At 33.9% G+C, this 20,252-nt stretch carries 20 protein-coding genes and 1 tRNA gene; 11 read left to right on the top strand and 10 right to left on the bottom strand.

Features of this window, described 5'->3' with window-relative positions:
* Window positions 1-3: 3 nt before the first annotated feature.
* The 3 genes from Q5N74_RS08795 to Q5N74_RS08785 are packed head-to-tail and all read left to right on the top strand — an operon-like array spanning window position 4 to window position 3,053.
* Window positions 4-768: a FeoB small GTPase domain-containing protein gene (locus tag Q5N74_RS08795; protein ID WP_304388409.1), complete on the top strand. Its 765-nt coding sequence runs from the start codon at window positions 4-6 to the stop codon at window positions 766-768.
* A 53-nt stretch (window positions 769-821) separates the two neighbouring features.
* Window positions 822-2,240, top strand: coding sequence for a nucleoside recognition domain-containing protein (locus Q5N74_RS08790; RefSeq protein WP_304388408.1), 1,419 nt, complete (start codon window positions 822-824; stop codon window positions 2,238-2,240).
* A 48-nt stretch (window positions 2,241-2,288) separates the two neighbouring features.
* Window positions 2,289-3,053 (top strand): transporter, encoded by a 765-nt coding sequence (locus Q5N74_RS08785; RefSeq protein ID WP_304388407.1) that lies wholly within the window; start codon window positions 2,289-2,291, stop codon window positions 3,051-3,053.
* 33 nt (window positions 3,054-3,086) lie between these two features.
* Here the strand turns inward: Q5N74_RS08785 and Q5N74_RS08780 are convergent, their stop codons facing one another.
* From Q5N74_RS08780 to Q5N74_RS08760, 5 genes are all read right to left on the bottom strand, one after another.
* Entirely contained in the window at window positions 3,087-3,977 is an 891-nt protein-coding gene (locus tag Q5N74_RS08780; RefSeq protein WP_304388406.1) for a DUF1080 domain-containing protein, read from the bottom strand.
* A gap of 79 nt (window positions 3,978-4,056) precedes the next feature.
* The gene (locus Q5N74_RS08775) at window positions 4,057-4,194 is read right to left on the bottom strand and encodes a FeoB-associated Cys-rich membrane protein (RefSeq protein WP_304388405.1); all 138 of its coding nucleotides are present in this window, start codon (window positions 4,192-4,194) and stop codon (window positions 4,057-4,059) included.
* Between the two features lie 62 nt (window positions 4,195-4,256).
* The gene (gene feoB, locus Q5N74_RS08770; protein WP_304388404.1) at window positions 4,257-6,356 is read right to left on the bottom strand and encodes a ferrous iron transport protein B; all 2,100 of its coding nucleotides are present in this window, start codon (window positions 6,354-6,356) and stop codon (window positions 4,257-4,259) included.
* Window positions 6,353-6,583, bottom strand: a complete 231-nt coding sequence (locus Q5N74_RS08765; RefSeq protein WP_304388403.1) for a FeoA family protein — start codon at window positions 6,581-6,583, stop codon at window positions 6,353-6,355. Before Q5N74_RS08765 ends, feoB begins: the two co-directional genes overlap by 4 nt.
* A gap of 133 nt (window positions 6,584-6,716) precedes the next feature.
* Window positions 6,717-7,385, bottom strand: coding sequence for an SCO family protein (locus Q5N74_RS08760; protein WP_304388402.1), 669 nt, complete (start codon window positions 7,383-7,385; stop codon window positions 6,717-6,719).
* Window positions 7,386-7,495: 110 nt separating this feature from the next.
* On the opposite strand from Q5N74_RS08760, the gene Q5N74_RS08755 reads away from it, so the two are divergent.
* The 3 genes from Q5N74_RS08755 (at window position 7,496) to Q5N74_RS08745 (ending at window position 10,988) form a co-directional block, all read left to right on the top strand.
* Complete coding sequence (locus Q5N74_RS08755) at window positions 7,496-9,433, top strand: M1 family aminopeptidase (RefSeq protein ID WP_304388401.1); 1,938 nt, start codon at window positions 7,496-7,498, stop codon at window positions 9,431-9,433.
* A gap of 74 nt (window positions 9,434-9,507) precedes the next feature.
* The gene (rseP, locus tag Q5N74_RS08750) at window positions 9,508-10,839 is read left to right on the top strand and encodes an RIP metalloprotease RseP (RefSeq protein WP_304388400.1); all 1,332 of its coding nucleotides are present in this window, start codon (window positions 9,508-9,510) and stop codon (window positions 10,837-10,839) included.
* A 75-nt stretch (window positions 10,840-10,914) separates the two neighbouring features.
* Window positions 10,915-10,988, top strand: a tRNA-Asn gene (locus tag Q5N74_RS08745).
* A gap of 182 nt (window positions 10,989-11,170) precedes the next feature.
* Here Q5N74_RS08745 and Q5N74_RS08740 read toward each other — a convergent pair.
* Window positions 11,171-11,764: a hypothetical protein gene (locus tag Q5N74_RS08740; RefSeq protein ID WP_304388399.1), complete on the bottom strand. Its 594-nt coding sequence runs from the start codon at window positions 11,762-11,764 to the stop codon at window positions 11,171-11,173.
* Window positions 11,765-11,796: 32 nt separating this feature from the next.
* Here Q5N74_RS08740 and Q5N74_RS08735 point away from each other — a divergent pair, with 32 nt between their 5' ends.
* Entirely contained in the window at window positions 11,797-12,348 is a 552-nt protein-coding gene (locus Q5N74_RS08735; RefSeq protein ID WP_369686021.1) for a hypothetical protein, read from the top strand.
* A gap of 167 nt (window positions 12,349-12,515) precedes the next feature.
* Here the strand turns inward: Q5N74_RS08735 and Q5N74_RS08730 are convergent, their stop codons facing one another.
* Complete coding sequence (locus Q5N74_RS08730; protein ID WP_304388398.1) at window positions 12,516-12,665, bottom strand: PspC domain-containing protein; 150 nt, start codon at window positions 12,663-12,665, stop codon at window positions 12,516-12,518.
* A gap of 243 nt (window positions 12,666-12,908) precedes the next feature.
* On the bottom strand, window positions 12,909-13,259 hold the full coding sequence (locus Q5N74_RS08725) for an arsenate reductase family protein (RefSeq protein ID WP_304388397.1): 351 nt from the start codon (window positions 13,257-13,259) through the stop codon (window positions 12,909-12,911).
* A gap of 57 nt (window positions 13,260-13,316) precedes the next feature.
* Here Q5N74_RS08725 and Q5N74_RS08720 point away from each other — a divergent pair, with 57 nt between their 5' ends.
* Window positions 13,317-13,781 (top strand): DinB family protein, encoded by a 465-nt coding sequence (locus Q5N74_RS08720; protein ID WP_304388396.1) that lies wholly within the window; start codon window positions 13,317-13,319, stop codon window positions 13,779-13,781.
* Here the strand turns inward: Q5N74_RS08720 and Q5N74_RS08715 are convergent.
* Window positions 13,770-14,480 (bottom strand): DUF3298 and DUF4163 domain-containing protein, encoded by a 711-nt coding sequence (locus Q5N74_RS08715; RefSeq protein ID WP_304388395.1) that lies wholly within the window; start codon window positions 14,478-14,480, stop codon window positions 13,770-13,772. The two genes, Q5N74_RS08720 and Q5N74_RS08715, sit on opposite strands and share 12 nt — an antisense overlap.
* 81 nt (window positions 14,481-14,561) lie before the next feature.
* Window positions 14,562-15,368, bottom strand: a complete 807-nt coding sequence (locus tag Q5N74_RS08710; RefSeq protein ID WP_304388394.1) for a glutamate dehydrogenase — start codon at window positions 15,366-15,368, stop codon at window positions 14,562-14,564.
* 351 nt (window positions 15,369-15,719) lie between these two features.
* On the opposite strand from Q5N74_RS08710, the gene gdhA reads away from it, so the two are divergent.
* The 3 genes from gdhA (at window position 15,720) to recO (ending at window position 20,249) form a co-directional block, all read left to right on the top strand.
* The gene (gdhA, locus tag Q5N74_RS08705; protein ID WP_304388393.1) at window positions 15,720-17,063 is read left to right on the top strand and encodes an NADP-specific glutamate dehydrogenase; all 1,344 of its coding nucleotides are present in this window, start codon (window positions 15,720-15,722) and stop codon (window positions 17,061-17,063) included.
* A gap of 124 nt (window positions 17,064-17,187) precedes the next feature.
* Entirely contained in the window at window positions 17,188-19,530 is a 2,343-nt protein-coding gene (locus Q5N74_RS08700) for an ABC transporter substrate-binding protein (protein WP_304388392.1), read from the top strand.
* On the top strand, window positions 19,530-20,249 hold the full coding sequence (gene recO / locus Q5N74_RS08695) for a DNA repair protein RecO (RefSeq protein WP_304388391.1): 720 nt from the start codon (window positions 19,530-19,532) through the stop codon (window positions 20,247-20,249). The genes Q5N74_RS08700 and recO overlap by 1 nt, the downstream gene beginning before the upstream one ends.
* The last annotated feature ends 3 nt before the right edge of the window (window positions 20,250-20,252 follow it).

The following is a 20,252-nucleotide window of genomic DNA, read 5'->3' as shown; positions in this document are numbered from 1 at the left end:
ATCATGGAAACTAAAGTAAAAAGTGCCTGCGATACTTGTACCCATTTTAATGCCGATGGTTTAAAAAAAATGGGAATTCAAACAGATAATGTCGATTTTGTAATCGCACTCGCAGGAAACCCCAATACCGGAAAAAGCACTGTATTTAATGCATTAACAGGCTTACGCCAACATACAGGAAACTGGCCAGGAAAAACAGTTACCAGAGCCGAAGGTGGCTTTGAGTATAATAAACAAAAATATAAGTTAGTCGATTTACCAGGTACTTACTCGCTACTTTCAACATCTGAGGATGAAGCAGCGGCACGAGATTTCATCCTTTTCGGAAAACCCGACGTTACCGTGATTGTTGCCGATGCGAACCGATTGGAACGTAATTTAAATTTAGTACTTCAAATATTAGAAATTACAGATAAAGCCGTATTGTGTTTAAATTTAATGGATGAAGCCAAACGAAACCATATCACCATAGATGAAAGAACGCTGTCTCGCGATTTAGGTATTCCCGTGGTTGCTACGAGTGCCCGGTTTAGCGAAGGTATTATTGAATTAATACACACCATTAATGAAGTTGCTAACGGACACATTATTTGTAAACCCCACCGCATTAAAAACATACCTAGCAATATTGAAAATGCTGTAAAAACACTTTCTGTTGAAATTGAAAAAGAATTCCCGAACATACCCAATAGCAGATGGATTGCTTTTAGATTATTAGAAGGGGACACAGAAATTATTAATGCCTTACGAGCTGGCGAATTAGTTTAGAGTTGTATTCAAAACAACATTTAACAATAAACCGTTTGTGAAATATTAAGGACATGAAAAATAAAAACATAGATAGTATTATAGAATTATCAAACGAATTGCGTTGGCAAATTGGGGATGATTTTCACGATAATTTAACCGAAGGTATTTATGCCGATGCAGCACAAATAGTTGCAGATACCGTAAAGGTTGATAGTTCTAAAAAACGCTTTCGCTTAGATAGACAAATCGATAAAATAGTAACCAGTAAAACTTTTGGATTTCCAATCATGTTTTTAATTTTAGCCACCGTGCTATGGTTAACCATTATTGGTGCCAATTACCCGTCATCTCTACTAGCCCAACTATTACTAGATAACGTGCACCCAATTCTAAAAAGTGGCGCCGCAGCCATTAATATGCCTTGGTGGCTCGACGGTTTTTTAATTGACGGTGTATATTTAGCCGTTGCTTGGGTCATAGCCGTAATGCTTCCACCAATGGCCATCTTTTTCCCCATGTTTACCCTTTTAGAAGATTTTGGATATTTACCACGTGTCGCCTTTAATTTAGATAGTTTATTTAGAAAATCTGGAGCACACGGTAAACAAGCTTTAACCATGACCATGGGCTTTGGCTGTAATGCCGCTGGTGTTGTTGCTACTCGTATTATAGACAGCCCTAGAGAGCGTTTAATTGCTATTATAACCAATAACTTTTCGCTTTGTAATGGGCGTTGGCCTACTCAAATTTTAATTGCTACTATTTTTATTGGTGCTGTTGTTCCATCTGCATTTTCAAGTTTAATCTCATTAATAGCAGTGATATGCATTGCCGTTTTAGGCATGGGTTTTATGTTTGGCACATCATGGGCTTTATCAAAAACGCTTTTAGAAGGCCAGGTTTCTACATTTAATTTAGAATTACCTCCCTACCGACCGCCACGCTTCTGGAAAACCATATACACCTCGCTAATTGATAGAACCATGATTGTTTTATGGCGTGCTATTGTATTTGCAGCTCCTGCAGGTGCTGTTATTTGGCTTATTTCGAATGTTTATATAGGTAATGAAAGTGTTGCCGCTTGGACCATACATTCCTTAGATGGTTTTGGATTTTTATTAGGCTTAAACGGGGTTATTTTATTGGCCTATATTGTTGCCATTCCTGCGAACGAAATAGTCATTCCAACCATACTGATGCTTACAGTTTCGGTAACCGGAATTGCTGGCGGCGCTGGTGCTGGCGTTATGTTCGAACTGGATTCTGTAAATGCAACCGGCGATATTTTAAGAGCTGGAGGCTGGACACTATTAACAGCTGTAAACCTGATGCTTTTTAGCTTATTACACAACCCGTGTAGCACAACAATTTACACTATATATAAGGAAACAAAGAGTGCTAAATGGACCATTTTCGCCTCTATAATGCCTGTAATTTTAGGCTTCATTGTTACTTTTTTAGTCGCTCAAATTTGGAGAATTATATTTTAAAAATCAAGATCACAACTCAGCGTTCAATAAAAAACCAATCATAAAAAAATGAATAAAGTAAACTACATCGCTTTAACGCTATGTTTAACAGCATGCTCGGTATTCTCCCAAACCATTATTACAGACAGACCAGACCAAACTGAAAGTTCATCTACTATAGAAGCAGGAAGTTTACAAATAGAAACGGGTATTTTATTAGGTTTCTCGGAAGATGATTTTAGTTCAGAAAGACAACTTTTAGCGCCAACCACTTTATTTCGATATGGAATTACCAACGGAATAGAATTACGTGTTCTTAGCCAGTTTGAAAGTCTAAAAGACCAAAATTCAACCCAAAAAGTAAGCGGAATCAGTGATTTAGAAATTGGAACCAAAATTCAGCTATTCAAAAAAGAAACGGTAAATACTGAAATTGCTTTTCTATCCCACCTCATCCTTCCAACAGGCTCAACAGGACTAACCAATAACCGTTTTGGAACTATAAATAAGCTTTCCATTTCACATACTTTGAGTGATGCCTTAGGCTTAGGTTACAATGTGGGTTATGATTATTTTGGTGAAGGCTCAGGTAATTTAACGTATTCAGTGGCTTTAGGTGTTTCAGTAACTGAAACCCTTGGTATTTATATAGAACCTTACGGAAATTTTGTTGAGTTTAACACACACGAAGCGAGTTTCGATGCAGGTATCGCTTATTTACTAAAAGACAATTGCCAGCTTGATTTCTCCTTCGGAACAGGCATCAACCACACCATGAATTATTTATCATTGGGTTGTAGCATCCAAATCGCGAAAGACAATTCTAATAAATAGCTATAAAAGTGTTAAAGAAAACAAACTAAAAAACTATGCTTTAAACTTCACTTGTTTTTTAATAGCTTTCGGAAACTTTTTAATAGGTGTAATTGTTAATTTTTTATAATAACATTCAGCAGCTTCAGATTGAATTTGAATTTGTCCCTTAGTTAATAAAGAACCATCTGGTTTTTTAGCATTTTCTACCACCATAACCACTTCGCCATTTACAACATGTACCGCATCATTGCCAACTACATATATTTCTAAAGTATTCCATTCACCATGAGGTGCGTCTACTTCTTTACTTGCACTGGTATAGCCTATTTTATCTAAATATGAATTGCTGTTTGGGTCATAACTATTTCTTTTATCACCAACAGTTCCTCTAATTTCAACTTGTGGCCCAGAAACTCTTGGTTCTACAGCATTTCCTCCTAATGGAATAAAATCACCCAAATCTGTTTCTTGAACTTGATATTCTAACGAGGTTTTCCAAGTGGTCCAAAAACGACCATGCTCACCATAACAATGATACAGGATACCGCTATCTCTTAATTCATCTAAACGTGGTTCCCATTTTTTTTCGCCCCATTTGAACATAGCACTTAAATGGTAATTCTCAAATTCAGCTTTAGTAGTGATACATCCGTAAATTTCACCTGTTATTTTTAAAACTGGTTCTTCATTTTCCATAGAAACTGAAAACACATTTTTCACATCATTGTTTAAACCAAGCGGTTTCCCTCCTCTATAAACGTTATCTGATTGATAGGTGCCTTCTGGCAAGTCTTTAACTGTGGTATGTGCAATGCCTATCCAAGTATCGAATTGGCTTAATTCAGCATCTAATAAATCAATGGATTTCGATTTATTTTGAGAAAAACTAGTTAAACTGAAGCAGAAAATTAAGAGAAAAGTGAATCTAAACGGAACAGTCATTTTTTAAAATATATTAAATTGCTGCTAAATATATAAAAAAATGATTACAAAATTTTGAAGTTAATTAATAGATTCCCTTTTAATGGCATCCGCAACCATCATCGCCACCACAGGCTTTCTTAGATTTCGATTTTTTCCAAATAAATTTTCTCAACAAAAAGGCAAGTGCCCCTACTATGGCTGCAAAAACTAATATATTTTGAATGATGGTATTCATATCTTATTTGTCGGCATTAAACTAGTTTCTTAACATGATATTCCTGCTTCCGTAGGAATTTGTTATTTTAAAAATTGGTAAGCAATCAAAGCCACGACGTAAGCAAAACCACTCATTATAAATAATTGTAAGGTTGGCCATTTCCAACTGTTCGTTTCTCGTTTTACTACCGCAAGCGTACTCATACATTGCATCGCAAAGGCGTAAAAAAGCAATAAGGAGATTCCCGATGCAAAATTGAATAATGGACCCCCTAAAATAGGGTTTACTTCCGCAGCCATTCTATTTTTTATAGTAGCTTCATCATCATTTCCAACACTATAAATAGTTGCTAAGGTTCCAACAAAAACCTCACGAGCAGCAAAACTACTCACTATGGCAATACCTATTTTCCAATCGTAACCCAAAGGTCTGATAATAGGCTCGATGGCATGCCCCGTAATACCTATATATGAATGTTCTAATTTATATGAAGAAATATGCTGACTAATTTCATCTTCGGATAATTGTTGGGCTGCGTATTCCGTTTTAATGATGCTTTCAGCGTTATTAAAATCGTCACCAGGACCATAAGATGCTAAAAACCATAAAATAATGGAAATAGCAAGAATAATTTTACCTGCACCAAACACAAACGATTTTGTTTTTTCCAACACCGTAAGCGCCACATTTTTGAACATTGGTAGCTTATAATTAGGCATCTCAACTACAAAAAACGTTTTGCTTTTAATCTTTAAAACCTTGTTCAATATATAAGCCGACAGAACTGCTGTAGCAAAGCCAAGAAAGTATAAAAGCATTAAAGTTAAGGCTTGATAACCCAAACCTAAAAAGCGACCTTCAGGAATAATTAGTGATATAATAATTAAATACACTGGTAACCTCGCTGAACAGGTTGTAAAAGGCGTTACCAAAATGGTAATTAAACGTTCTTTCCAGCTTTCAATATTTCTAGTAGCCATAATAGCAGGAATAGCGCAGGCAGTACCAGAAATTAATGGTACGACACTTTTTCCACTTAAGCCAAAACGACGCATCACGCGGTCCATTAAAAATACCACACGACTCATATAACCACTTTCTTCCAACACTGAAATAAACAGGAATAGAAACGCAATTTGTGGAATAAAAATAACAATACCACCAAGCCCCGGAATAATACCTTCAGCTAATAAATTAGTAAAAGCACCTTGTGGCAATTGGTTTTTTGTCCATTCGCTTAAAAAAGCAAAAGTGCTATCTATAAAGTCCATTGGTACGCTAGACCAATCATAAATAGCTTGAAATATCGTTAATAAAATGACGAAGAAAATAGCATAGCCCCACACTTTATGTGTTAAAATACGATCTAGTTTTGAACGCAAATCTTTGGCTTGTGAGACATCTATAGTTTGCCCCTCCCTCAATACATTATTTATAAACTGGTACCGTTTTATGGTTTCTTTTTGCTGCAAACGTTTTAAATCGGCTTTACTTTTCGTTTTAAAATTGGCAACGGCATCAATTTCTTTTCGGTCTGTTTTTCCGAAGTTAACATCTTGAGTAATCACCAACCATAATTTATATAACAGTTGGTTAGGAAATGCTTTCTGTAAATTCTCGAAATATTCCTTATCAATATCTGAAGCCTTAATACATGGTGTTACAGACACCTCTTTATAGTTAGCAATTAAGTGCTTTAAATTATCAATACCCTCCTTTTTTCGAGTACTAATTAAGGCTATTTTGGTTTGAAGCTGTGCTTCCAAATAATCGATATCTAAAGAAATACCTTTATAACGCATTCTATCGGCCATATTAATAACCAATAACGTAGGGATTTCTAAATCTTTAATTTGTGTAAAAAGTAATAGGTTTCGCTTTAAATTTTCAACATCGGTCACTACAACGGCGATATCTGGGAAATCTTTATCATTTTTATTTAAAAGCAGTTCAATAACTACATTTTCATCTAAAGACGAAGCATTCAAACTATATGTACCCGGTAAATCTATAATGTGAGCTTTCACACCACGAGGCAGCTTGCAAATACCTTCTTTTTTTTCGACCGTAATACCTGGGTAATTACCCACTTTTTGATTTAATCCCGTTAACGCATTAAAAACAGATGTTTTTCCTGTGTTAGGGTTTCCTATTAAGGCTACATTTATTTGCTTACTCATAATTCTTTTTCAATTATTATATGAGAAGCGGTTTCTTTTCTAATCGCTAAATGGGTGCCATTAATATTTAAATACATAGGATCTTGGAAAGGTGCCAACTGAACAAGTTCTACCAAATTACCAGGTAAACAACCCATTTCTAGAAGTTTTAATGGAATATGAATGGACGAAACATCTACAATTGTAGCGCGTTCCCCTCGTTTTAATTCGGCTAATGTGTTTTGCAAACTTATTTAGATTGATTTTAAAGAAGCAAAAGTAAGGGAAAAGTTTAAAAGGGAAAAGTTTATAGGTTTAAAAGTTTTTAAAGCCGAAAATTTGATTTTTCAAACTTAACATCGAACCTTAAATAAAAAAGAATCAGTTCGCTTCTTTAAGAATTTTTATATCTTCAAGCAATCGGTCTATATCTTCCGGATTGGTTCCATCATAAAACCCACGAATTTGACGTTTTTTATCAATAAGCATAAAATTCTCTGTGTGTATCATATCAAAATCACCGCCATCACCAAAATCTTTCACGGCCAAGTAACTCTTTCTCGCCAAGTCGTAAATTTGTTTTTTATCACCTGTTACCAAGTTCCATTTGGCATCATTCACCCCTTTTTCTATAGCATACCGCTTTAATTGGGCTACCGTATCAATTTTTGGTGTTACGGTGTGTGAAAGTAATAACACCTCATCATCATTTAAAACCGCTTTTTGTATTTGCGCCATATGGTTTGTCATGATTGGGCAAATGGTTTTGCAGGTTGTAAAAAAGAAATCGGCCACGTAAATTTTATCTTTATAATCGTTTTGGGTTATGGTTTTCCCGTTTTGATTAATCAATTTAAAATCGGCTATTTTATGATATTTTTTTTGATACTGAATGGTGCTATCCACCAACTCGGTACTTACCATGGCTGGTTGATAAATAGGTAGCGGTTGGTATACATTTAAGGTATTATAAATAATTGAAACGATGATGATGGATAAAATCAAAAATACAATTCCGAATGTTTTATAGTCTTTAAAAAAAGAAAGCATAAATTTTAAATTAAGGCTTAATAAGTAAGTAATGGTCGCAAAAATACGACACATAAGTAATAAAATGGTATTTTTAACACTAGTTATACCCTTTAAAAGAATTCATAAAAATGAAAACACCCCTATTCATTCTGTGCTCTTTATGCTCATTTCTATTTTTTGGGCAAGATTTTAATGAAACTTTAAAATCTATTCAAACCGCAGAAGCATCAAGAGCTTTTAATAAAACACTTCAAAAAGCGAATATAAATACCGGTAATTACGATGTAAAGTACCACCGCTTAGAATTTAACTTAGATCCTTCGGTTGCTTTTATTTCGGGAGATGTCACCACCTATTTAGAAGCCAAAGCCAACTTAAACCAAGTTACGTTCGACTTATCTAATAATATGACCGTTTCTCAGGTAACACAACGCGGAAACACCCTTTCATTTACGCAGAATACGAACGATGAATTGGTTATCACCCTACCAGCAGTTCAAAATTTAGGCGTTTTAGATTCTCTAACGGTTAGCTACTCTGGAAACCCAATTAGTTCTGGATTCGGTTCTTTTGAACAAAACCAACATAACGGCGACCCCATAGTTTGGACACTTTCTGAACCTTATGGCGCAAAAGGATGGTGGCCCTGTAAACAAGATTTAAATGATAAAGCAGATTCTTTAGATGTTTTTATTACCACACCCACATTTAACCCTTCCAACGAAGCATATATTGCCGTTTCAAACGGATTAGAACAAAGTCAAATCATTAATGGCAGTAATAAAACAACACATTTTAAACATAGATATGCCATTCCTGCTTATTTAATAGCGATTGCAGTTACCAATTATGAGGTGTATTCGCATACCGTGCCAAATAACGGTAAGCCTTTCGATATTGTAAACTATGTATATCCAGAAAGCTTAAGTAGTGCCCAAACTAGCACACCTGTTACGGTAGATATTATGAACTTATTTACTAACCTTTTTGAAGAATACCCCTTTGCAAATGAAAAATATGGGCATGCACAATTTGGTTGGGGCGGTGGCATGGAACACACAACGGTTTCATTTATGGGCGATTTTAATAGAAATTTAATAGCACATGAATTAGCACACCAATGGTTTGGTGATAAAATTACCTGCGGAAGTTGGAAAGACATTTGGTTAAATGAAGGTTTTGCTACCTATTTATCTGGAATAACCATTGAAAACCTAGATGGAAACCCCGCTTTTACAACATGGAAAGAACAACGCAACACCTCCATCACCTCATCACCCAATGGAGCTGTTTATTTAACAGATACCGATACCACCAGTGTAAATAGAATTTTTAATGGCCGTTTAACTTATAATAAAGGCGCCATGGTTTTACACATGCTTAGAAAAAAATTGGGAGACGCCACCTTTTTTCAAGGAGTAAAAAATTACTTGGCCAACCCCAACCACGCCTATGCGTATGCTAAAACACCGGACTTTATAAACATCATGGAAACCGCAAGTAGCGAAAATTTAACAGAATTTTTTAGTGATTGGCTATACAACCAAGGTTACCCAAGTTACACGGTACAGTGGAGCCAACCCACAACAAATCAAGTATTAATTAACATTTCTCAAACCCAAAGTGATGCATCGGTTTCTTTTTTTGAAGCACCAGTACCCATCCGACTTACAGGCACTTTAGGTGAAACTTTAGACATCACCCTTACTAACACTATTAATAATGAAGATTTTTTAAGAACCGTTAATTTCACAATAGCTTCTGTTGAAATGGACCCCGAAAGTGATTTAATTTCAAAAAACAACAGTGTTCTATTGGGCATCAAAAACACAGAATTACAGTCAAAATTTACTATTTACCCCAACCCCACTACCCATTCATTCAGCTTTATAAAACCTGATTACATAGAGGTTCATGAGGTGAAAATATTTAATGCCCTTGGCCAATTGTTACAAACATTTAGCTGGTCACCAACTATTAACCTAGAACCACTTGCTTCAGGCCTGCTTCTTATTCAATTAAATACCAATCAGGGTATAATTAATAAAACGTTGTTAAAAAACTAGCAATACTTTATATTAAGTTTTCTAAATGGGGTTAAAAGCTTACTTTTGTCCGATTATAAAAAAAACCCTAATACATGACTGTATTTATAGTAAAAGCGGCTCAATTATTATTAAGCCTTTCCATATTAGTAGTTTTACACGAATTGGGACACTTTATCCCAGCAAAATTATTTAAAACACGTGTAGAAAAATTCTATTTGTTTTTCGATGTTAAGTTTTCACTATTTAAAAAGAAAATAGGCGATACTGTTTACGGTATTGGCTGGTTACCTTTAGGTGGTTATGTTAAAATAGCAGGTATGATTGACGAAAGCATGGATACCGAGCAAATGGCATTACCCCCACAACCTTGGGAATTTCGTTCTAAACCAGCATGGCAACGTTTAATTATTATGCTTGGTGGTGTTACAGTTAACTTTATACTCGCATTCTTCCTATTTATGATGATGCTTCTTGTTTGGGGAAAAAACTACTCCACTAAGGAAGATATAAAATATGGTTTCGGTGTAGCGAAAACTTTAGAGTCTTACGGTTTTCAACAAGGCGATAAAGTCATATCTGTAAACGGAGAAAATTATAAAGACCTTTCTATTGATATCAATAAGTATATCATGTTCAGAAAAGTTGATAATATTAAGGTAGAGCACCCAAACGGTACGATTGAAGAAATCAAGCTTCCTGAAGATATTGGAACGCAACTTTTTGAAGCTGGTGATATACCAGCATTATCACCACGTTACCCTTTTCAACTAGATTCTGTTGTTTCAGAATCACCAGCAGAGAAATCTGGATTGATGGTAGCAGATAAGATTATCTCGGTTAATGGGGAGCAAATAACCTATTATTCCGATTTAACATATCAATTTAAAAATAATACGAAGGAAAATTTATTTTTAGAAGTTGAACGTAATAATGAAATTAAAAGTATAACTATTACGCCTGCGGAAGACAAAACCATCGGTATTGTTACAACACCTGCCGATTTAGATTATATTAAAATACATAAAAGAGACTACTCATTTTCTGAAAGTATTTCTGGAGGAATGAGTCAAGGCTACTGGGAAGTTAAAGATTACTTAGCGCAGTTTAAGTATATTTTCACTAAAAAAGGAGCCTCTCAAATAGGTGGTTTTGCAGCCATAGGAAACATGTTTCCAGCGACTTGGAACTGGCATGCGTTTTGGTATTTAACAGCGTTCTTATCTATTATGCTTGGTGTACTAAACCTATTGCCAATACCGGCTTTAGATGGTGGACACGTTATGTTTTTACTTTACGAAATAGTATCAGGAAGAAAGCCAGGAGACAAATTTATGGAGTATGCACAGATGGTAGGTTTCTTCATTTTAATAGCCTTAGTTTTGTTCGCAAATGGTAACGATATTTTTAAAGCAATATTTAATTAAAATTTTTTTAAAAAATGTTTGCAGAAATTAAAAAGATAATTATATTTGCGCTCGCTTAGGCAAACAACCTAACACTCCTCCTTAGCTCAGTTGGTTAGAGCATTTGACTGTTAATCAAAGGGTCCTTGGTTCGAGCCCAAGAGGGGGAGCAAATAACAAGAAAAAGGCTTTACAGAAATGTAAGGCCTTTTTTGGTTTTATACAGTATCTACAAGGGTTTTACAGGAATTATAATCATTCGCTAAATTTACTTTACAACAACAACTTGGTAACTATTTACATAAAAAAGGCATACAAAAAGGTAACACCTGGTTTCTAAAAGGTAACAACGTTACATATCTTTAAAAAAAATAAAATACACATTTCTAAAGGATTGTAGAATCAACCCAAACGATATTCCAAAACTTAATATATATATTATAAAGAAAAAATCATATTCACGTTTAGATTCATACAAGGCAGAGATACTAATGACTAATAATACTAATGATAAAAAAAGATAGTAACCTTTTCCTTTGTTAAAATATCTATTCATTTTATAAATCATACTGTTTTTTAATTTATAAAATTTTGGGTATCTCAAAATCGTAAGCATTTTAGTATGAAAAGCATAATCTATAAAACCAAGTTCATGTGGGTATATAACAATCGTAGGAAGGCTGTTTTTAATATATACTTGAGTTTTTAAATCATATTCATTTCTACTTATTTTACTTTTATTATACCAACCATAATACTCAACATATACACCCAATTTTGGTAGAAAGAAGTCAACATCTCGATAAGCATATTTATCGTCATATTTTAAATTAAATAATCTTATTTGAGGTTTAAAACTAATACCATTTTCTTCTAGATAAAACTTAACGAAACTTTCCTCTTTTGATGGTGTACTAGGTATTGATTCTTCAGAACGAACTATCATAATTAAATTTTAAAAAACTAAAACTAAATAAAATGTTAACACAAAAAATAAATATTCGTTTTATTTTAAATAGAATTAGAATAAGAGAAGCCAAAGGAGCACCCCTATATTGTCGAATTACTTATAAAAGTAGAAGAAATCAGTTCTCGACTGATCAATTTTTAAACCCAAAAAACTGGAACAGCAAACAACAACTGGTTAAACCGCCAGAACCTGACAGAAATAATATAAACACACAGCTAAGCCTTATTAAGATAAAAATTAATAAGGCTTTTTTATTGCTTCAAGTTAAAGAAGAAGAAATTACAATTGAAGACATTTACAGCCTGTATATAGGCAAGAAGACACAAAAACAATACAATGTGATCGAGTATTTTGATGTTTACTTAAACAGGCTTAAAACCCTTATTGGCATTGATATTAAACAAGTAACATGGAACAAGTTTGATTATGTAAAAACTGACGCGAAAAACTTTATTAAATACAATTCCTATCTAAAAGAAATAGCTGAAATTATTGGAATAGAAAAAAATCTAACTACTCATATGGCTAGGAGAACCTTTGCTAGTACAGTGTTATTATAAAATGATGTACCAATGGAGATTGTGAGCGAATTATTAGGACATAGCAGCATGAAGATTACACAGGATAGCTATGGCAAAGTAGTACAGAAAAAGATTAGTTTGGAGATGAATAGATTAAAGGGGAGCGATTAGCTTCCCTTAATTCACTTAGTGATTAGCCGGATATTTTATTTTGAAAACATTTTAACCAACCACAAAATTAGATAAAGTCCAATACCAACTCCAAAGAATAATACTGACACAACAAAAGCAATACGGATATGAGATGTTTTCCACCCTAATTTACCACTTAGCCATTCTGAAACTCCTAAAATCATAATTCAATTTTTAATTAATAATAAATCAAATATAAACAATTATGATTGTTTATGATGCTGAACATTACACCATCACAGAAGTTAGGAGTTTTAAACACAGTATAGTCTTGATAAGTATTCTACAAGGGTTTTACAGGAACAACCTTATTCGCTGCGTTTTCTTTAAAACAACAACTTGCCAACTATTTTGATAAAAAAAAAGGCATACTATTCGGCATGCCTTTTTTCTGAATAAATTTATTTTTAATGTATTGTTGCTTTTGCGGCTTCAACAACAGGTTTCGAATTTCCAACAAATATTTTATCATCAATAATAACCACTGGTCTACTTAAAAACGTATAATGTTCCAATATATACTGTTTATAGTCGCGCTCTTCAAGTTTCTGGTTTTTTAAATCCATTTCCTTATAAAGCTTAGAACGTTTACTAAATAGCGCCTCGTAGCTTCCCGCTAGAGCTTTCATTTCTTCAAGTTGACTTACTGTTATTGCTTCTGTTTTAATATCCTGTAGAACGAATTCTGATGGCAGGTTTAAATCCTTTAAAATTCTTACACATGTACTACATGTTTTTAAATAGTATACCTTTTTCATAATTATCATATATTTATATCCAAAATAAGTAAAGTTATATTTATAAAAAAAATTACTATGCATTTTACATTAGACGTTTTACCAAATACGAGAAAAGCATTTAACAGAATTATTGAAAATACTTCATTAGAAGATTTAAATAAAATACCTGAAGGCTTTAACAACAACATTCTTTGGAATATTGGGCATATCGTTGTCACCCAACAATTATTAGCATACAAATTAGCAGGTTTACCAATGCTAGCTAGCGACGAATTAGTTGGTAAATACAAAAAGGATTCCAAACCAGAAGGAACTGCAACAGAAGAAGAAGTAAACGAAATTAAAACACTACTTTTCTCTACTGTTGAAAAAACAAAAGAAGACTACGGTAATGGTTTATTCAAAAACTATCAAGAATATACAGTTTCAACCACAGGAAACACACTAAAAAACATAGAAGACGCCTTTGAATTTATTTTATTTCATGAAGGCATGCACTTAGGCTATGTTATGGCCTTATTAAGAGTTCTAAAAAGCTAAAAACGCCTGTACTTTTTCAATAGGAATTGTAAATTCTATAATTCCTGTTGAATATGGTGCAATTTCATAAGTATTATATAGTAGAATAACACCCGACTCATTAAAACCAATATTATTTGGTAGCTGAAAGTTATCAGATTCAAAAAGCACACCATCCTCTTTAACAGCCTCTTCTAAATACGATGCTGCAATACTTTTAAAACCTTCTTTATTCTGAATCCATTCATTATTTTGAATACGTTTACCTGTTGATGGATCAAAATTTAAAAAGGAAATGGTTGTGATGCCATGAGCACCGCCGGTATTCACATAAGACGTTATTGAAACACTAATAACCCGAACCGACTGAAACATAACCTCGCCATCTACTTGAGCTTCCCAAGGAAGTGAAACGTCCGGAAAATCGGTATTAAACGCATTATATTCTTCATTAAACAACGTAATACTTTCTTCAACAGTTTTAGTTGTAGCACTATCTTGCTCACCAATTTGCAATGCAGCAGCTACCGTTTTGTTTATTTCACTATTAATTTTCGATGAAATAGAATCATCGCCAATAGCTTTTGGCAAATTCACTTCAACCAATTTATTATTTGAAGTTGTAATATTTATATCTGAAAAAGATGGTTTTAAATCTTCATTACAAGAATAAATGAAACTAAGTAAACCAATACATAAAAGGATTTTTCTATAAAGCATGCGTAAATTTTTAACCTTCATTAAAAGTAATTATTGCATTTGAAAACACCGAATAAAAAGTGAAGTTTATGTTATATTTTTTTAATCCAAATAATAAATATAACCAACGTTAAGCCACACAAGCCAATCGTTATAGCGGTCGTTATTCTCCCAGTTATGGTTTAGACCGTCTATCCAATCATTAAAATAGTACTGCCATCTTAAATCTAACATTAAATCGGAAAGCTTCCCTACTTTATACCGAACACCCACACTACTAACTACAGACCATGTACTTCCACCTGTAGCATCGACAGATCCTGGCGCCCAGGCCGAATAAAAATTACTAGGATCATTCACATCTCCGAAAGCAGTAGGATCTGGATTCGCATAGTTTGTACTAACCTCAGGATTAAAAGAAGTATAATGCACCCCTAAACTTACAAAAGGAGCTAAACGATAGCCAAATGATTGAAATGAACGAATACTTAAAGGAAAGTATTCTAATTGTGTACCAATGTCTAAATTTTTAGCAACACCTGTATGAGCCCTAAGCTGGTTGGCTTCAATAGTATTTCTACTTGGGTCCACCCACTTTCCAATATGTTCTAGGTTTGTTTTGTTCCAAGAAATCTCGTTTCGTAATTTAAAATGGTCATTAAAATACGTATCGGTTGTATAACAATTACAATCTGCTCTATATGAAAAATTTATATAATGAATAATCCCATAACCAAATCCTGAATTACCAAAATTTGTAGGCTCACTATATCTAGCTCCAAAATCGGCTCTAAACTGCACAGGACCAGCAATAACGCCTATTTCATGAGAAAAACCCAATTGTGAAGATGCAGTTTGGCAGCAAGCTAACAAGCATAAAAAAAAAGCTAAACGTTTAAAGTTAAGCATACTTAAATTGGATTTTTTTGAGGCATTAATTACAACAAATATATAAAAACTGTATAAAGAAACAAATAATTATAATTTGACCACTTACTAGCAAAAATATTAATTGCGAAATTCAAAAAAAAATTACATTATTTTTAAAGATAACGTATATTTGCACCCATAAATTGTATATTTAATAATTATAGCGCCTTTTAGCATGTGTCACCATACGTCGATTAAAGAATAATCGCACCAATAAAAATTAAACACATTTAACTATAAATAAATATTTATGATGGAGTGTCTCAACTTAAAAGAATAAATTATTATTTGGATGCAACATCTCAACTTTGAAATAATAAAATAAAACCTATGAAAAGTAATCTTGAAGCTTTTTTAGATCTTGTAAAAGAAAGAAATGGTAACGAACCTGAATTCTTACAAGCAGTAGAGGAAGTTGCAGAAACTGTAATTCCTTATATCGTTGAACACGATATATATTTTGGTAAAAATATTTTGTTAAGAATGGTAGAACCAGAACGCGTTATAACATTTCGTGTTTGCTGGGTAGACGATGCTGGCGAAATTCAAGTAAATAGAGGGTATCGTATTCAAATGAATTCGGCCATTGGTCCCTACAAAGGCGGCTTACGCTTTCACCCCACTGTTAACATGAGTATTTTAAAGTTTTTAGCCTTCGAACAGGTGTTTAAAAACAGCTTAACTACATTGCCAATGGGTGGCGGAAAAGGCGGAAGTGATTTTGACCCTAAAGGAAAAAGTGAAGGCGAAATCATGCGCTTCTGCCACGCTTTTATGGGTGAATTATTTAGACATATTGGCCCTAACACCGATGTTCCTGCGGGAGACATTGGAGTAGGTGCAAGAGAAATTGGTTTCCTTTTCGGGATGTACAAAAAAATTAAAAATGAATTTACAGGTGTTTTAACTGGTAAGGGACTTTCTTGGGGAGGCTCTTTAATACGTCCAGAAGCAACAGGTTATGGTACCGTATATTTTGCTCAAAAAATGCTAGAAACTAAGGGGCAAGATTTAAAAGGCAAACAAGTCGTTGTATCAGGTTCTGGTAATGTAGCACAATATGCTACTGAAAAATGCATTCAGTTAGGAGCAAAAGTCGTAACCATGTCTGATTCATCAGGCTACATTTATGATTCTGAAGGTATAAATGCTGAAAAACTAGCTCTTGTAATGGAACTTAAAAATGTACAAAGAGCCAGAATAAGCGCCTATTTAGACACATACCCCAACGCTAAATTTGTTGAAGGTAAAACCCCTTGGGAAGTTAAATGCGATATCGCTTTACCTTGTGCTACACAAAACGAATTAAATGATGAGGATGCAAAACTGCTACTAAAAAACGGTTGTATTTGCGTTAGTGAAGGTGCAAACATGCCTTCTACCATCCAAGCGGTTCGTGAATTCCATAAAGCACGAATTTTATATGCTCCAGGGAAAGCCTCAAATGCAGGAGGTGTTGCTACCTCAGGCTTAGAAATGACGCAAAATTCACTACGCCTTCATTGGACTAGAGAAGAAGTCGATTTAAAATTAAAAGACATCATGTCTAATATTCACGATTCTTGTACTAAATATGGCGCACAAGAAGACGGCTATATAGACTATGTAAAAGGAGCAAATATTGCAGGTTTTGTAAAAGTTGCTGATGCGATGCTAGCGCAAGGCGTTTTATAGCATCTAGATAACATAAAAACGAAAAGCTTCCTTGTGTAAACAGGAAGCTTTTTTAGTTTATTATATATTATTTTAAAGTAAAACTCGTTACTTATAAATATCTTTGAATTTTGAAAATTTAAAAATGATTAAAAAACTCGTTGTTCTCTTAATTTGTTTAACACCTTTATTTCAATTTGCTCAGGATTTTTCTGCACTTTGGAAAGGACACTTTTCATACAACAACATTAAACAAGTTACGCAAGGTAACAATCGAATTTATGCTGCTGCAGAAAATGCTGTTTTTAGTATTGACGTCCTTTCAAATGAAATAAAAGAGCTAAACACCATTAACGGATTATCGGGTGAAACAATTTCTACCATTTATTATAGTGAACCGTACGAGCTATTAGTAATTGGTTATGAAAGCGGACTTATTGAAATAGCTTTTGATGACGATAATGAAATTTTAACCGTTGTGGATATCATCGAAAAACCAACAATTCCTGCAACACAAAAAAGGATAAATCATTTTAATGCCCATGAGAATTTAGTATATATCTCTACAAATTATGGGATTTCCGTTTTCAACTTAGAACGTCTGGAGTTTGGTGACACCTACTTTATTGGTAACGGCGGCTCACAAATAAAAATAAACCAAACAACTATGTTTGGAGATTATATTTACGCTGCTTGCTCTGGCGGAAACGGATTAAGGAAGGCACTTGTTTCTAGCCCCAATTTAATTGACTTTCAAAATTGGCAAACAATTACTTCAGGTGATTTCACAGCAACTGAATCCGTTGAAGACAAGCTTTATGTTGTAAACACCAACAGACAACTATTTAAAGTCGAAAACGATATATTAAGTGAATTAACTCAATACAATACGCTTCCTTTAGACGTTAAAAGTGTGACTAATAATTTAATAGTTACCACTTCAAACAATGTGTTTGTTTACGATGCTAATTTCAACATCATTTCACAAGTTTCTACAAGCACCGAGTTTGCAACACAATATACTTCTGCCACAAGTGATACTGATTTTATCTACATAGGGACAAGTGATTTTGGGGTTTTAAAAACACTCATTACGACACCTAGTAATTTTGAAGAAATACATCCCGAAGGTCCGCTTTTAAACATTCCTTTTTCCGTCGAAGCACAACCCAACGGTGTTTGGGTTACTTTTGGCGAATACACCGTGTTCTTCAATCCCTACGACCTAAACTCAAGGGGTATCAGTCATTTAAAAAACAAAAAATGGACAAACACTCCTTACAACGATGTTTTTGAAGCCAAATGTTTAAATGTTATATCTCCAAACCCTTCAAATAACAATCAAGTATTTATAAGTTCGTTTTTTAGTGGACTATTAGAAATAAATGACGAGATTCCTACACTACTTTACAACGAAACTAACAGTGGATTAGAGTCCTTAATTTCACAAAGTGATCCAAATTACAAAGATATTAGAACAGGAGCCTCTTCCTTTGATAGCAATGGCCTATTATGGAGTATCACTAGCCTTATAAAGAAACCATTAAAATCATATAACCCTTCAAATAAACAATGGAAATCATATGACTTCTCTAGTGTTATCCCCGACTTTTCAGCCAACCTAGGCTTTAGAGATCTAGTAATTGGGAACGACAACACCAAATGGATCGCTAGCTATAAATATGGACTCGTTGGGTTTAATGAAAACGGAGGCAACCCCAAAATAAAAAGCGTTTATAAAGAGGAAGAGAACATGCCTATGGAATTTGCCACTGCACTAGCATTAGATAAAAGAAACCAACTCTGGATAGGCACTTTTAAAGGCTTACGTGTTTTATATAACACTTCTAATTTTTTTGAAGATGACATTAAAGTGGATGAAATCATCATATTGGAAGATGGCATCGCTAAAGAACTACTGTTCCAACAACTAATTACAGACATTGAAGTAGATGGGTCCAATAATAAATGGATTGGCACCGCAGATTCGGGTATCTTTTATTTGTCTTCAGATGGACAGCAAACCATACACCATTTCACTAAAGACAATTCACCTTTACCCTCAAACACCATTGCAGACGTCTCTATAGACAATACTAATGGTATCGTATACATAGCCACTAGCAAAGGTCTTGTTTCATTTAGCTCGGGCAACTCTAGTCCTTTTGAAACCTTAGAAAGCGCTTATGCTTACCCCAACCCTGTGAGGCCTAGTTTTAATATTGTTGATCAAAAAGTAAAGATTAAAGACATTTCAGAAAATGTTAATATAAAAATAACCGACATTGAAGGTAATTTGGTCGCCGAAGCCCAATCGAGAACTAACGAACGTTACGGTGGTTATAATCTTGAAATTGATGGAGGAACCGCCTATTGGAATGGTAAAAATTTAGCAAACAGAGTGGTCGCATCTGGAGTTTACCTAATCATGCTTTCAGATTTAGATACCTTTGAAACAAAAGTTTTAAAATTAATGGTCGTTAGATAATGCTTATTACTACAAACGCCATTGTACTTTCAAAATTAAAATACAAAGACAACGATTTAATTGTAAGATGTTATACCCAGCACTTGGGCGTTGTTAGTTTTTTATTACGTGGTGTTCTAAAAAACAAAAAATCAAATATTAAAGCTGCTTATTTTCAGCCACTATCACAAATTCAGATAAGTATAAGTTATAAACAAAACAGGTCCTTACAAAGCATTAGCGACACTAAGGTAAACCATGTTTACAATACCTTACACACCCATATTTTAAAAAGTGCCATAGTCATGTTTTTGTCTGAAGTACTCTCAAGTACGCTTAAAGAAGAAGAACCCAACGAAACTCTATACAGTTTCATAGAAACCACCCTATTATGGTTAGATGAACAATCTGATTATTCAAATTTTCATTTATTATTTCTACTAAATCTATCGAAGTATTTAGGGTTCTATCCAGATACGAACAATTTAGAATATGCTTACTTCAGTTTGAGAGAAGGCAAATTCGAAATTAATGAACTTGATAATTACACCATTTCAGGAGATAATTTAACACTACTAAAACAGTTGTTAGGCACAACATTTGATGCTTTACCAACAGTAAAGATAAACTCAAAACAAAGACAATCATTTTTAAGTATGATGCTGCTTTATTTTGAATTACATTTGGGGAGTTTTAAACCGCCAAAATCTCTGCAAATATTTAATCAAGTTTTTAATTAAACC

The sequence above is a fragment of the Mariniflexile sp. AS56 genome (assembly GCF_030552475.1).
Lineage (GTDB): Bacteria > Bacteroidota > Bacteroidia > Flavobacteriales > Flavobacteriaceae > Mariniflexile.
This window is presented reverse-complemented; position numbering and strand designations above follow the sequence as displayed.

Coding starts and splice junctions, on each gene's coding strand:
- Q5N74_RS08795 (WP_304388409.1), top strand. CDS start 4: ATGGAAACTAAAGTAAAAAGTGCCTGCGATACTTGTACCCATTTTAAT.
- Q5N74_RS08790 (WP_304388408.1), top strand. CDS start 822: ATGAAAAATAAAAACATAGATAGTATTATAGAATTATCAAACGAATTG.
- Q5N74_RS08785 (WP_304388407.1), top strand. CDS start 2,289: ATGAATAAAGTAAACTACATCGCTTTAACGCTATGTTTAACAGCATGC.
- Q5N74_RS08780 (WP_304388406.1), bottom strand. CDS start 3,977: ATGACTGTTCCGTTTAGATTCACTTTTCTCTTAATTTTCTGCTTCAGT.
- Q5N74_RS08775 (WP_304388405.1), bottom strand. CDS start 4,194: ATGAATACCATCATTCAAAATATATTAGTTTTTGCAGCCATAGTAGGG.
- feoB (WP_304388404.1), bottom strand. CDS start 6,356: ATGAGTAAGCAAATAAATGTAGCCTTAATAGGAAACCCTAACACAGGA.
- Q5N74_RS08760 (WP_304388402.1), bottom strand. CDS start 7,385: ATGCTTTCTTTTTTTAAAGACTATAAAACATTCGGAATTGTATTTTTG.
- Q5N74_RS08755 (WP_304388401.1), top strand. CDS start 7,496: ATGAAAACACCCCTATTCATTCTGTGCTCTTTATGCTCATTTCTATTT.
- rseP (WP_304388400.1), top strand. CDS start 9,508: ATGACTGTATTTATAGTAAAAGCGGCTCAATTATTATTAAGCCTTTCC.
- Q5N74_RS08740 (WP_304388399.1), bottom strand. CDS start 11,764: ATGATAGTTCGTTCTGAAGAATCAATACCTAGTACACCATCAAAAGAG.
- Q5N74_RS08735 (WP_369686021.1), top strand. CDS start 11,797: ATGTTAACACAAAAAATAAATATTCGTTTTATTTTAAATAGAATTAGA.
- Q5N74_RS08730 (WP_304388398.1), bottom strand. CDS start 12,665: ATGATTTTAGGAGTTTCAGAATGGCTAAGTGGTAAATTAGGGTGGAAA.
- Q5N74_RS08725 (WP_304388397.1), bottom strand. CDS start 13,259: ATGAAAAAGGTATACTATTTAAAAACATGTAGTACATGTGTAAGAATT.
- Q5N74_RS08720 (WP_304388396.1), top strand. CDS start 13,317: ATGCATTTTACATTAGACGTTTTACCAAATACGAGAAAAGCATTTAAC.
- Q5N74_RS08715 (WP_304388395.1), bottom strand. CDS start 14,480: ATGCTTTATAGAAAAATCCTTTTATGTATTGGTTTACTTAGTTTCATT.
- Q5N74_RS08710 (WP_304388394.1), bottom strand. CDS start 15,368: ATGCTTAACTTTAAACGTTTAGCTTTTTTTTTATGCTTGTTAGCTTGC.
- gdhA (WP_304388393.1), top strand. CDS start 15,720: ATGAAAAGTAATCTTGAAGCTTTTTTAGATCTTGTAAAAGAAAGAAAT.
- Q5N74_RS08700 (WP_304388392.1), top strand. CDS start 17,188: ATGATTAAAAAACTCGTTGTTCTCTTAATTTGTTTAACACCTTTATTT.
- recO (WP_304388391.1), top strand. CDS start 19,530: ATGCTTATTACTACAAACGCCATTGTACTTTCAAAATTAAAATACAAA.